The organism is Candidatus Saccharibacteria bacterium (assembly GCA_017983775.1).
GTDB lineage: Bacteria > Patescibacteriota > Saccharimonadia > JAGOAT01 > JAGOAT01 > JAGOAT01.
Genome location: JAGOAT010000001.1, coordinates 1 through 11659, shown reverse-complemented (window position 1 = coordinate 11659; position 11659 = coordinate 1). Strand labels below are relative to the sequence as shown.

The following is an 11659-nucleotide window of genomic DNA, read 5'->3' as shown; positions in this document are numbered from 1 at the left end:
TGTCTGCTTACTAGAGCAGGGGTTGTCCATTTTTGTCGAGTAGTTGCCAAGCTTTATTATAATTTTGATCAAGAGTTTTTTTAATCAGGTCTTTGGCTAAAGCTTGATATTCTGGATCTTGGTCGATGATTTTAATATCTCGACAGAACCTGATAACGATTTCTTGATCAGTTTCTTTTTGGTAGTAATCATAGTGTTTCAGGCAGTTGTCGATATTTGGACTCTTTCCTGAAAGTTCAAATACCGGTAGAATACCTTGATTGGCCTCAAGATAGTTTGGACCTTTTAGAAGATTGGAGAAGAGCTGGCCGAAGTTGTTGATTGAGCCAATGTTGCGAGTCAGGGCATTTTCTTGATATCCAGTTTCTTGAGTACCACTAGGTAGATAGATTATTGCTGAGAATTGATTAAGTTTAGTTAAGGCTTGTTGCGGGTTGGGAGTAAGGTCTGATTCGATCTGAAATAATTCAGTAGAGGTCAGTTGATTAGCTGTGTTGGTTTGTTGAGCCACTGGTGAAGAAATAATCTGATTAGCTTGTTTGGTCAAGGCAATGCCCGACAATATCAGAACAACACTCAAAATCAGTAGGAATTTTGGTAGAATTGAATTGGGTTTTCGAGTTGGCATACTATTAGTCTAGGGTGTTTGTTTTACCCCTGTCAAGAGCCAGGTATCCTGCTGTTACAAGGTCAGACCTCGACTTTTCATATCTGTTGGAAGACATGATAACGAGGTCAGACCTTGCACCTGGAGAGTGGGTAAGACTTGCAAAAAGGGGTTGGTGGGATAATACTAAGTAATATGAAGCCTGAGATGATGACACAGAAAGTCCGAGAGGGGTTCGAGGTAGCGAGTTCCAAGGCTTTGGAGCTCAAGAATCCTAGCCTGAGTGCTGATCATTTGATCTGGGCTCTGAGTCTACAAACCGATACGATTTTTTGCTTGATTCTTGAACAGCTAGAGGTAGATCAAATCGGATTAAGTACCAGCCTGCTTTTCCAGCTTGAACAATTGCCCAGTTTGACTCAGGCAATCGATCTGATGAATTTGAAAGCAGATCAGAGTATGGTTGATTTGTTGGGCAAAGCAGATCAAATACGAAATAGGCTGGGAGATAGTCACCTATCGACAGAGCATCTTTTGGTTGGAGTAGTCAAGCAAGCTAGAATTGATTTACTGAAAGAGCTAGATCCGGATCAATTAATTGATCTAATAGATAAATTGAGAGGAGGAGAGAAAGTGGAAAATGATTCACCAGAAAGCACTATTAATACTCTAGAGAAATTTGGTCAAGATATCACCGAACTTGCTCGATCTGGTCAATTAGACCCAGTAATCGGCCGAGATGAGGAAATCAGAAGATGTATGCAAGTGCTGTCTCGTAGGTCTAAGAATAATCCAGTGTTATTGGGTGAGCCAGGCGTTGGCAAGACAGCTATTGTCGAAGGATTAGCTCAGAGGATTATTTCTGGGGATGTGCCAAGTTCGCTCAGGGATAAACGAATAATTTCGCTGGAAATATCTAGCTTACTTGCCGGAGCAAAATATCGTGGAGAATTTGAGGAAAGGCTTAAGGCTGTCCTTAAAGAGGTCGAGAAGAGTGATGGTCAGATCATTCTTTTTGTCGATGAATTACATACTATTGTCGGAGCTGGTAAGGCTGATGGTGCAGTAGATGCAGGTAATATGCTCAAGCCATTACTTGCCAGGGGAAAGCTTCATATGATTGGTGCCACAACCCTCAACGAGTATCGTCAGTATGTAGAGAAAGACAGTGCACTTGAGAGACGATTTCAGCCAGTATATGTTGGGGAGCCAAGCCAGGAAGATACTATCGCGATTTTGCGAGGTATACAGGATAAGTACGAAGTACATCATGGTGTCAGAATCACTGATGATGCAATTGTTTCTGCTGCTACATTATCTGCAAGGTATATACCGGATAGATTCTTGCCCGACAAGGCCATTGATCTCATAGATGAAGCTACGAGTAGTATCAAGATTGAGATTGATTCGATGCCTACCGAACTCGATCGACAAAAGCGCAAGATTACTCAGCTCAGCATTGAGAAAGCTTCAGTCAAAAAGGACAAATCAGCCAGTGCCAAGGCTCGCTTATCTGAGATTAATCAAGAGATAGCTGATCTAGGAGAGAAGAGTAAAGTACTTGAAGGGCACTGGAGGAAGGAAAAGGACTTGATCGATCAGATCAATCAGATATCCGAAGAGATTGAGGGGTTAAGGGTCGATGAAGAACGAGCCGAAAGGGGAGGAGATCTGGCCGGAGCGAGTGAGATCCGATTTGATAAGATCCCAAAATCTGAAGACAAGATCAAGCAGCTTCAGTCTCAGCTAGCCCAGATACCTGATAGCCAACGCTTATTGAGGGATGAGGTTACAGGTGAAGATATTGCCAAAGTTGTGGCGCGTTGGACAGGTATACCAGTCAATAAGCTACTTCAGAGTGAATCTGATAAGCTGGTCAATCTAGAATCGGTGATTGCCAAGCGTGTGATAGGTCAAGAGTTGGCAGTCAAGGCTGTTTCTAGTGCCGTTAGAAGGTCTAGAGCAGGTATTGGTGATCAGAATCGCCCAATAGGTTCATTTCTCTTCATGGGACCGACTGGTGTGGGTAAGACAGAGCTAGCCAAGGCTCTAGCTAGTGAACTTTTTGATGATGATCGAGCGATGATTCGGATCGATATGAGTGAATACATGGAGTCTCACTCGGTAGCTAGACTGATTGGTTCACCTCCTGGATATGTTGGCTATGAGCAAGGTGGGCAGTTGACAGAGGCAGTTCGCAGGAGACCATATCAGATTATTCTTTTTGATGAGATCGAGAAAGCTAGTCCAGATATTTTCAATATCTTATTGCAAGTATTAGATGACGGAAGGTTAACCGATGGACAGGGTAGGGTGGTCAATTTTACCAATACGATTATCATCATGACCAGCAACCTTGGTTCAAGTTATATCCAGGATTGGGATGGCAAGGATTTTGAAAAAATGCGTGAAGCGGTGATTGATATTGCCAAACGACAATTTAGGCCAGAGTTCCTTAATCGACTTGATGATATCGTGATCTTTGAGCGGATAGACAAGAAGCATATGACTGAGATTGTCAAAGTTCAGCTAGACAAAGTTGCTAAGCAAATCGCTGAAGCTAGAGATATTCATCTGGAGTTTGATGGTAGCGTTCAGCAACAACTAGCTATTGCTGGATATGATCCAGCCTTTGGGGCTAGACCACTCAAGCGGCTAATTCAGTCCGAAATTCTAGATCTCTTAGCTCTCGAGATTATTGATGGTCAGATTAAAGAAGGGGACAGGATTGGCATCGAGTATCAGTCGGGACAATTTAAGTTTCAGTCTATCTAATATTTGGCTTAATATGGATTATTTATCGTAGAATGCCAGATACGTGGTTTTTGGCCAATAAAGATAGTAATTTAGCCAAGATTAAGCAAGCAGTTGAGGAGGCTAGGCAAGGCCAGGTGACATTGATCGATGTCAGGACTCCTGAAGAGTTCAGGACTGGCTATGTTACGGGAGCAATCAATTGGGATTTAGCCAGATTGACTAATGGGGACTTGCCCAGGCTAGCCAAAAATCAGAAGACCTATCTCTACTGCCGGAGTGGGGGCAGGGCAGGGATTGCTAAAAAGATCCTAGAGCGTGAAGGATATACTGATGTCGTAAATCTTGGTGGAATTGATGATTTGCAGTCTGCAGGTGGGGCAGTTATTCAATAAAAAACCCGACTCTATAAGCCGGGTTTTTGAGTGGAGTGAATAAAGCCTTAGTGAATTATTCGTCTTTTTTGAGATCTCGACGCATATCGATAGCTTTCCAGAGGGTGGCAGTACCACCGACTAGAGCTACTAGACCGAGAACCCAAATGAAAGCTAGTGAACCAGTATCTGGATATCTCCAGACCATGATTCCTCCAGCCATTGTTAGTAGACCAAGTAGTACTCCTAACATTCTACTACCACCATCCATGCCTGAATCTGTGAAGGAGATGGCTAGTTCGATCACACCTTCGACGATGAAACTCAGTCCAATCGCTAGCATAAAGGTTAGGATGGATATTCCAGGTCGTTGCACCAGATATGCCCCTACTCCAAACTGGATTAGTGAGAGGATTAGTCTCAGGAACCAGTATTGGTGATTGTCTCGCATGAATATACTGGATAATGCGCCAGTAATACCGCTGACAAACAGCCAGATTGCAGTGATTATTGCTAGAGTGACCAAGGTCATACCTGGCCAGACTAGGGCAATAACCCCAAAAATAATTGTAAATACTCCTCTGGCCATCAAGATCCCACTCAGATCATAGCCAGCTTGCTCAGCAATATTCTTTGCCATAGCATCCCTCCTATCATATTAGTTAGTAATATTCTATCTTTATTTATCTCTTAACCTTATTATACTCCCGATGTCAAGGGTAATAGGTGTATTGAATTTTTCAATAAAGATACCTGATTTATAACCTTCAAATTTGTAAGATTTTGAGATTATTTGAACTAGATGGTAAGATGATTGAGTCTAGATTAATAGAAGAAAACGCCTCTTGCGTGGATTGAACTAAGAAATGGGCAGCCACGCAAATAGTAGGGTTCAATCTCTTCTATTAGTCTAGACAACATAGCGAGGCTGTCCTTTTTGGTTATCGCCTCCGATTAATAAACTAACTAATAGGAGGTCATAAAATGGCTGAATCAAATAAGAAAAAGAGCTGGTTTGCTCGACATAAAGTACTAACGGTAATCGTTGTGCTAGTAGTTTTGGCAATAATAGGTAGCTCAGGGGGAAGTAAGTCAAACAATAGTAATGGTGGTCAATCAAATAGCTCATCTGAAAGCTCTAGTCAGACGAAAGAGTATCGATTTGCGGATAGGGTAGATAAGCAAGAAAAAGATGTAGAGATAATAGTTGGTGAGGCTGGGACAGTTGATGGGGTGAAGATGACTGTAAGTAAGGTTAACTATACTACAAGTCTCGATCAATTCTTTACAACTAGTGATGGCAAGACCTATGTTGTTGCTGATGTAGTATTAGAAAATACTAGTGATAAGGTTGTGTCTTATAGTCAGGCTAACTTTCGTATCCAGACCGCTCAGGGGCAAGTATTAGATGATAAATCATTACTTGCTGACAATGCTTTAGGTTATGGAGACCTTGTCAGTGGAGGTACTGCAAGTGGTCAAGTAGTTTTTGAGGTACCAATCGAGGAAGGTCATCAGTATATGATCTGGAAACCTAACTCTGCTAGATCCGATCGGGCTATTGTACAAGTTAAATAGGTTTGACTCCCTGCCTCACTAGGTCTTGCTCACCATCGTAGTGTATGAGCATATCTAGTATTACAATTTCTTGCGCGATATCAATGTCAGCTTTTACTAATACGCCGAATATATTTCGGGCAAGTTCTTTGAGTTCATGGAGGGTGATATTTGAGACAATATTTATATTATCACTTTAGAATAGCTTACCTTCCCAGTAGTCGGATCAACAGTCTTTCTGTAGGACTAAGCATTTTGTATGACAAGAACTGAATAATCAATATGGCAAGAATAGCAAGGGTAATCGTTACCACTTGATCTGCTAGATGGAGTTTTCTCTTGCGATCGGACAAATATTTGGCAGTCTGAGACCTCTTGATAGCTCTATCTGAAGGCTTGAAGTAGTTTCTTCGGTGGGATTGGTATTTACGTCTCATTATTTTGGATTGATTTGGTCAGGAGGTGGATACTTTATCCAATGATTTATAATTTTGCCATCTATTTTTGTCTTACTGTCGATCAGTTGGTAGTCAATCTTCTTAGCAATCTTATTGCTGGCAGGATTGTCTATTTGGGCGAATATTGAGATTTGACTGAGGCCTAATTGGTCAAAGCCATATTTGGTAATCGCATCAGTAGCTTGAGTGGTAATACCTTTGCCGGAGTATGCTTCAGCTATCCAGTAGCCAATCTCTAGGGGTGCCCCGAGATGATTGGCTGTTCTGATAGATATCATGCCGACCAACCTATCCTGGTAAAATATCCCGAAGTTGTATTCTATATTATTAGCGTAGTTTTCAAATGATTTATTAATAAATCCTAGAGAGTCATTGATAGAAAGAGTGTCCTCTACCCAGGGAAGAAACCGGGCTAGATATTCTCGATTGGTATCTATTAGGGCAAATAGGGCAGGAGAATCATCGGGATTCAGGGCTCTGAGCTGTAACTGGGTATCAATATAGATTGAATTACTAATCTCTGTCATTTTTCTCGCTTTTTAATACGTGCTGGTTGAGCTTGGATAGTATGTCGAGGAAATCTTGACGAACTTTTTTGGCATACGGATTGAAGATTTGGACAGTTTCAAAAAGTTCCCAGCTATGAGTTTTTTCTGTCTCTGACAGCTCAATTAATTTCTTGAAGTATCCCGTGTTTAATTTGAGTTTTGGCAAGCTCATTTGAGTCAAACCTCTGCCAACAAAAAAGCTTAGACCATGGATCCAGGCCATTTCTTGGTCATGCTCAGCTGGGGACATTTCGATTGTTACCAGACCTAGCTTTTGGGTTAGAAAATCTTTGATCATTTGGTATTGAGGTAAATTGATCCGAGTAGGGCAGAGGACAATTTGTTGGCCTACCAATCCTTGTTCATTGATGCTGATTGGGCCAAACAGGGGATGGGTAGCGAGGATTGATACATTTGAGGGTAATAATCGTTGCATTTGCTCTATCGGATAGACCTTGACTGAACTAACGTCTACTATAATGGTGTCAGGCTGGAGTAATGGAGCAATCTTTTCTAGCATTAGATCAAAGTTTTGCATTGGAATAGAGGGAATGATGAGCTGGGATTTGTTGACTGCTTGTTCAAGGCTCATTTGCTGGCAACCTTTTGGTAGATTGGTTAGTTGCTTGGAGGATACCAGATAAATCTTTTCTAGATAGGGAGAGAGCAATTTTGCAAGCAACTTGCCAAATTGCCCATATCCGATGATTGTGATAGTCATCTGAATATTTTAACACCTAGCCTACCTAGCCTCAAAGTTGAGTATATATCCAAAATATCTTATAGATTTTAATAAACCATTTTCAAGAGGACTCCTTGAAAATGCACCACCCAATAGTAGAAGTTATTCTCTGATGAGTAATTGCATAGCAACTGCTCTAGCTTTAGGTAGGCTAGGGTTATTAGAATAAGCCATGGTAGGCTCCTTTCGTAATTATTTAATAGTAACTACAGTTTAGGACGCCTACCATTTATGTTGCAAAGTGGGGGATGATTACGTAAGAAATTGACGATATGTATTACGCATGTTAGTATGTAATACATGAATTATAAGACTACTTTGACCAGTAAAGGCACGATTACTATACTCTCTCCTCTGCGTAAAGCATTAAACCTCAAATCTGGTCAAAAACTAACCCTAGCTCTTGATGAGAATAACAATATCATTCTAAACGCTGGGACTGATATCAAGTCTTTTGCAAAAACAAGATCTCGTATCACGAAGAATATCCCAGCTTGTCTTAAAGGTTTATCGGATGAAGCTCTCAATAAAGCCAGGGGTGATTCTTGGGTTGATGATATCAATGATTAGCCTGGACACCAATTTGGTATTAAGGTTCCTACTTAATGACTTGCCCGAACAAGCCAAAAAGGTAGAAAATCTAATCTTGAATAATCAAGTCTATGTGACCGAGGTAGTGATAATCGAGGCTATCTATGTCTTAGAAAAAATATTTCAAATACCTAGACAAGACATTGCGAGACTTGTCGGTGATTTTTTTAATTTCCCAAATTTGGCTACAAACCGAGATTTTCTACCTGAAGTGATTAGTTTATATCGTGATCATGCTGCTTTATCTATAGTAGATTGTTATGTAGCGACAGAGGCCACTACCGGTAACAATCAGTTGGCGACATTTGACAAACGATTGGCCAATCAGGGTGGGGAAAATGTTGTCAGGATTTAGTAGGCTTGTTCCTATATTGCATCAGTAATCCCTCACTACTAGTAGACTATTAATCCTTATGCTTGCAATAGGGGTTATGCTAGGGTAATATCATAATAAATACGAAGGATTGTTTATGACAGGTGACCTAGATACCAGCCATTCTCATGAGGGTAGTGGAGATAAGACTCAGGCCTTTAACAAATTACTAAGGGATACCTTAAGCGAGAAAGGCTTACAAGAAGCTCTAACTATAGCTCGATGTGAGGCAAAAGCTTTAGGGATAGATGCCTTGGACCTGATGCGCGTATCTTTGGACCTGATGCGCGTAGCTATAGAGCCACTGTTTGACTCAGAAGACACAGACGAGCAAAGTCTAGGGTTTAAGGTTTTAGCCTGGGAGGCCAGCAACTTCCCTAACAGAAGAGTAGCCCTTACGATTTTCGAATACGCTAAAGTTTACTTTGCAGAGCCGCAACAAGATGAATTAATGGGCAAGTGTTTTGAGATTGCACTAATGCATTTTAGGTCCCTGATTAAAGAGAAAGGTAAACTTAAAAGAGGTGCTTATCTTGATCTCAAGGAAGTACTATGTTGTATGGGTAGAGGCTATGATCACCTATACACCAGTGCGATTACTGAGTTTGCCTTACCTATTATTGAATTAGTCGAGTCTTACAGTCGGAAGCTAAAAATAAAAGGCGAAGTTACAGATGCCCCTCCATACTGGATCAACGAGGCACTATTCGACATCATAGTTGTTCTGGGAGAAAGTGACCCCGAAACTGCTGCTCGAGCTAAAGGGCTGATCACGACTGACTCTTGGAGGGAGAGTGTAGCTCGTCTGGAAGCGAATAGGGAGCTAACTTCCGCTATGCTGGCTAGTAATTTCAGTAAAGCTGAAGAAATATTGGCTAAGGTTCATATAATTGACGGTTTATGGGAATCAATGATCGAACAATTCAAAAAACCAGAAGGCACCTACGAATGGGGCAACGCTGTTATGGACACTATTCTCCGAGCAAAGCAAGATTATTTCAGTCGATTAGCAGAAGAGGGCTCAGTTGACTTATTCCTAGGGTATGATTTTTGTAAAGTTATTGGATTGCTGGATCGTAGGGATATTTTGGATATGTTGTTTGTTCCAGGCCAAGAGTATGTAGCATTATTAGTAATTGCTATAACTTTTGCGCATGGCCTTGGTTTGGGCGGCAACGAAGAAGGATTAACCTATCTACTTACTAAGTTTGATTTCACAGATGGGGACAGACAAGCTATTATTGATACATTTAAAAATGCCCAATACCATCGCTTCCTAAGACCATCAAGGATATAAATGATTGATGGTGTAATCAACCTTTCATCAATGTGTAGTCAGCTGCTAGGTAGTGCTGATTTGGGTATTGAAATATACACCAACCACCGCAGAGCAATCGCATTTGATTCGGCTCAGTGGGTCGAGCAGTTGTCCGGAGTGGGGTGATAAAGCGTTACAATAAAAACTTTTGGAATATGTGTATTAAGCCGGTTGCTATATAGCCTTATGGCTTCAAAATTGCCCTTTATAGCCCCAGACTATCAAAACACTTCGCAGGGCGTAACACCTAATATACTTTAATTTTGATCTCGCAAATTTCTATGGCGAGAGGGTTATTCAATCGCCGGATTAAGCGACAAAGAGATATGTTAAACCATTCTCATATGATTATTGTTGAGGCAAAGAATAAAACCCTCTCAGTTTTTAGTCCAAACAGCCGCAATTGATGCACAAGATGACTATAAACTAAAACATTTAGTCGAACTATTTAATTTATCTGGTGACCACTAAATAGTTAAAACCCTTCACTTTTATCAATCGATATTCTTAATTTGCTCTTACTATCATCAACAATAATTCTGTTGATAATCTCGTTTCTCAGATGTTCGGGTAGTTTCTGTTCTTGCCATTGAAGCTCTTGCTCTACTTCTTCCTTTGCATTTTCAGGGTTAGCAGCTGCAATTGCCTTGAGCGCATAATATGAGCCGCCATATGCGTGCTGTGGTACGTGGGCAGTTGCAACGGCTTGTCCTGCTGCGTGTGCCGCAAAACACTCATCGTTACTTTGTTTTACATCTTTAGCAGCTGCGTGTGCACCTAATGAGGCGGCTCGTATAGTGGCCATCTTAAAATTACCTGTTCTGACCCAATCCCTACCAGCCTCAATTGCTTTTCTAGGCCTTTCATCGTCAGGATTGGCTACTTCAAATAATGGCAATACTCGCTCAGCACAATCCAGCGACCAAGTCGCCATTAGTTTTTGGTCTTTTTTAGTATATTTCTTATAACTTCCCATATATAAAGATTAACAAAAAAAGAGCCTATTTTAAGCTCAATGTTAGAAAGCTCCCTATTAAAGTATCATTTGGGTTGTAATGGTGCACATTTACAGAATCTTCTCAAACTTTTTAATGCACTTTTGGATGGCTACGTTACAGACAAACTAGTAATACCAACGGCAAGAGCAGCCACTGAAAAGATAATATACTGAATGCTGATTAACTACGTTTTTTAAAGGCTATCCACCCCTGAATTGATGATATAATAACCCTCATGAAACTAATGACACTCAACGTATGGCAAGGACGACTTGAACGAGTCCTATTAAAGCATCTCGAACAACAAGATATAGATTTTGCATGTATGCAAGAAGCAGTGGATTACGGTGGTAAAACTGGTGGTATTATCAGCTCATACTCGAAAATCGGTGAAAGCCTTCGACTTAATCAACAGTTCTTTTCACCCCTTAATTCAACAAAATTTGGCAAGAATGACCTCTCATTTGGAAACGTTATCTATTCTAAACTGCCCTTCGAACAGAGTGAAAACATATTTACACGTGGCTCATATAAGGCAGACTTTGATTTTGACGCTGACGACTACAATATACGGGCATTACAGCACGTAGCATTAGAGGTTAACGGCAAAAAGCTACATATTCTTAATCATCATGGGCACCACATTGATGCTCACAAGCTGGGTGACGAAGAAACCATACGTCAAACCTCAATGATTATTGATTACATCAAGCAACTTGAGGGAGCCGTAATACTTTGTGGAGATTTTAATCTTGCACCTGAGAGTGAATCGATTAAGCAATTCGATTCAGTTCTACGAAACCTTTCCGTTGAGTATTCACTAAAAACCACACGTTCACTATTAACCTATAAAAATGAAGTGTGCGATTACATCTTCGTTAGTCAAAACATTGACGTTAAAGAATTTACTATGGACCAGACTATAATCTCTGACCATAATGCTTTGATTTTAGATTTTGAACTTAAATAGTACTCCCATGAATACAGGTTTGAGTATTGTCGAGTGTCGCACATTGTGCATTCAGCGACACACCCTAACAGGGGTAGAGTCATTTATTTAGCGACAATAGTGCCTGTCAAGTGCAAGAGTTATTTTCGCCCACCCCTGTTATTTAACATATTATACAATAATGATATTTTGCCTTAATTTGAAAATGGAAACTCTGCTATTTTTCGTATGCAAGTACCATTTTCACCCATCTCAAAAAGCCCTAACCTATCAAATACACCATTAAAAGTGGTGATGTCTTGCTGCAGCAACTCTAATACATTTGGATTATGTTCCTTAAGACGGGTTAGGGTAATGTGAGGTCGGAATAAATCACCGACTGCTGGGTAT

15 protein-coding genes are annotated in these 11659 nt (G+C 40.7%); 8 read left to right on the top strand and 7 right to left on the bottom strand.

The annotated features are described in order from the left end of the window. Positions 1 to 10: 10 nt before the first annotated feature. Positions 11 to 628: a hypothetical protein gene (locus tag KA531_00075; protein MBP6005295.1), complete on the bottom strand. Its 618-nt coding sequence runs from the start codon at positions 626 to 628 to the stop codon at positions 11 to 13. Between the two features lie 174 nt (positions 629 to 802). Between KA531_00075 and KA531_00070 the strand changes: the two genes are divergently transcribed. Both KA531_00070 and KA531_00065 read left to right on the top strand, forming a co-directional pair. Further along, entirely contained in the window at positions 803 to 3382 is a 2580-nt protein-coding gene (locus KA531_00070; protein ID MBP6005294.1) for an AAA family ATPase, read from the top strand. Positions 3383 to 3414: 32 nt separating this feature from the next. Next, positions 3415 to 3756: a rhodanese-like domain-containing protein gene (locus KA531_00065; protein MBP6005293.1), complete on the top strand. Its 342-nt coding sequence runs from the start codon at positions 3415 to 3417 to the stop codon at positions 3754 to 3756. A gap of 55 nt (positions 3757 to 3811) precedes the next feature. Here the strand turns inward: KA531_00065 and KA531_00060 are convergent, their stop codons facing one another. Continuing rightward, positions 3812 to 4375, bottom strand: coding sequence for a DUF308 domain-containing protein (locus tag KA531_00060; GenBank protein MBP6005292.1), 564 nt, complete (start codon positions 4373 to 4375; stop codon positions 3812 to 3814). A 344-nt stretch (positions 4376 to 4719) separates the two neighbouring features. On the opposite strand from KA531_00060, the gene KA531_00055 reads away from it, so the two are divergent. Continuing rightward, positions 4720 to 5313 carry a DUF4352 domain-containing protein gene (locus KA531_00055; GenBank protein MBP6005291.1) on the top strand — a complete coding sequence of 198 codons (594 nt, stop codon included), beginning with the start codon at positions 4720 to 4722 and terminating at the stop codon, positions 5311 to 5313. A gap of 185 nt (positions 5314 to 5498) precedes the next feature. On the opposite strand, the gene KA531_00050 is transcribed toward KA531_00055, so the two are convergent. The 3 genes from KA531_00050 to KA531_00040 are packed head-to-tail and all read right to left on the bottom strand — an operon-like array spanning position 5499 to position 7019. Next, the gene (locus KA531_00050) at positions 5499 to 5729 is read right to left on the bottom strand and encodes a hypothetical protein (protein ID MBP6005290.1); all 231 of its coding nucleotides are present in this window, start codon (positions 5727 to 5729) and stop codon (positions 5499 to 5501) included. Next, a complete protein-coding gene (locus KA531_00045) occupies positions 5729 to 6277 on the bottom strand; it encodes a GNAT family N-acetyltransferase (protein ID MBP6005289.1) in 549 nt (182 codons plus the stop codon). The genes KA531_00050 and KA531_00045 overlap by 1 nt, the downstream gene beginning before the upstream one ends. After that, entirely contained in the window at positions 6264 to 7019 is a 756-nt protein-coding gene (locus KA531_00040) for a prephenate dehydrogenase (protein MBP6005288.1), read from the bottom strand. The genes KA531_00045 and KA531_00040 overlap by 14 nt, the downstream gene beginning before the upstream one ends. A 321-nt stretch (positions 7020 to 7340) precedes the next feature. Here KA531_00040 and KA531_00035 point away from each other — a divergent pair, with 321 nt between their 5' ends. The 4 genes from KA531_00035 (at position 7341) to KA531_00020 (ending at position 9448) form a co-directional block, all read left to right on the top strand. Then, the gene (locus KA531_00035; protein MBP6005287.1) at positions 7341 to 7610 is read left to right on the top strand and encodes an AbrB/MazE/SpoVT family DNA-binding domain-containing protein; all 270 of its coding nucleotides are present in this window, start codon (positions 7341 to 7343) and stop codon (positions 7608 to 7610) included. Next, positions 7555 to 7986 (top strand): PIN domain-containing protein, encoded by a 432-nt coding sequence (locus tag KA531_00030; protein MBP6005286.1) that lies wholly within the window; start codon positions 7555 to 7557, stop codon positions 7984 to 7986. Before KA531_00035 ends, KA531_00030 begins: the two co-directional genes overlap by 56 nt. Before the next feature lie 115 nt (positions 7987 to 8101). Next, positions 8102 to 9301, top strand: a complete 1200-nt coding sequence (locus KA531_00025; GenBank protein MBP6005285.1) for a hypothetical protein — start codon at positions 8102 to 8104, stop codon at positions 9299 to 9301. Next, complete coding sequence (locus tag KA531_00020) at positions 9302 to 9448, top strand: hypothetical protein (GenBank protein MBP6005284.1); 147 nt, start codon at positions 9302 to 9304, stop codon at positions 9446 to 9448. Positions 9449 to 9797: 349 nt separating this feature from the next. Here KA531_00020 and KA531_00015 read toward each other — a convergent pair whose 3' ends face one another. Then, positions 9798 to 10298, bottom strand: a complete 501-nt coding sequence (locus KA531_00015; protein MBP6005283.1) for a hypothetical protein — start codon at positions 10296 to 10298, stop codon at positions 9798 to 9800. A gap of 257 nt (positions 10299 to 10555) precedes the next feature. Between KA531_00015 and KA531_00010 the strand changes: the two genes are divergently transcribed. After that, a complete protein-coding gene (locus KA531_00010) occupies positions 10556 to 11290 on the top strand; it encodes an endonuclease/exonuclease/phosphatase family protein (GenBank protein MBP6005282.1) in 735 nt (244 codons plus the stop codon). A gap of 173 nt (positions 11291 to 11463) precedes the next feature. On the opposite strand, the gene KA531_00005 is transcribed toward KA531_00010, so the two are convergent. Beyond that, positions 11464 to 11659, bottom strand: a 196-nt coding sequence (locus tag KA531_00005) for a hypothetical protein (protein ID MBP6005281.1), incomplete at its 5' end; no start/stop codon positions are given.

Bases quoted from the DNA above. Each gene is read 5' to 3' on its own strand.
- KA531_00075 (MBP6005295.1), bottom strand. From the start codon at position 628: ATGCCAACTCGAAAACCCAATTCAATTCTACCAAAATTCCTACTGATT.
- KA531_00070 (MBP6005294.1), top strand. From the start codon at position 803: ATGAAGCCTGAGATGATGACACAGAAAGTCCGAGAGGGGTTCGAGGTA.
- KA531_00065 (MBP6005293.1), top strand. From the start codon at position 3,415: ATGCCAGATACGTGGTTTTTGGCCAATAAAGATAGTAATTTAGCCAAG.
- KA531_00060 (MBP6005292.1), bottom strand. From the start codon at position 4,375: ATGGCAAAGAATATTGCTGAGCAAGCTGGCTATGATCTGAGTGGGATC.
- KA531_00055 (MBP6005291.1), top strand. From the start codon at position 4,720: ATGGCTGAATCAAATAAGAAAAAGAGCTGGTTTGCTCGACATAAAGTA.
- KA531_00050 (MBP6005290.1), bottom strand. From the start codon at position 5,729: ATGAGACGTAAATACCAATCCCACCGAAGAAACTACTTCAAGCCTTCA.
- KA531_00045 (MBP6005289.1), bottom strand. From the start codon at position 6,277: ATGACAGAGATTAGTAATTCAATCTATATTGATACCCAGTTACAGCTC.
- KA531_00040 (MBP6005288.1), bottom strand. From the start codon at position 7,019: ATGACTATCACAATCATCGGATATGGGCAATTTGGCAAGTTGCTTGCA.
- KA531_00035 (MBP6005287.1), top strand. From the start codon at position 7,341: ATGAATTATAAGACTACTTTGACCAGTAAAGGCACGATTACTATACTC.
- KA531_00030 (MBP6005286.1), top strand. From the start codon at position 7,555: ATGAAGCTCTCAATAAAGCCAGGGGTGATTCTTGGGTTGATGATATCA.
- KA531_00025 (MBP6005285.1), top strand. From the start codon at position 8,102: ATGACAGGTGACCTAGATACCAGCCATTCTCATGAGGGTAGTGGAGAT.
- KA531_00020 (MBP6005284.1), top strand. From the start codon at position 9,302: ATGATTGATGGTGTAATCAACCTTTCATCAATGTGTAGTCAGCTGCTA.
- KA531_00015 (MBP6005283.1), bottom strand. From the start codon at position 10,298: ATGGGAAGTTATAAGAAATATACTAAAAAAGACCAAAAACTAATGGCG.
- KA531_00010 (MBP6005282.1), top strand. From the start codon at position 10,556: ATGAAACTAATGACACTCAACGTATGGCAAGGACGACTTGAACGAGTC.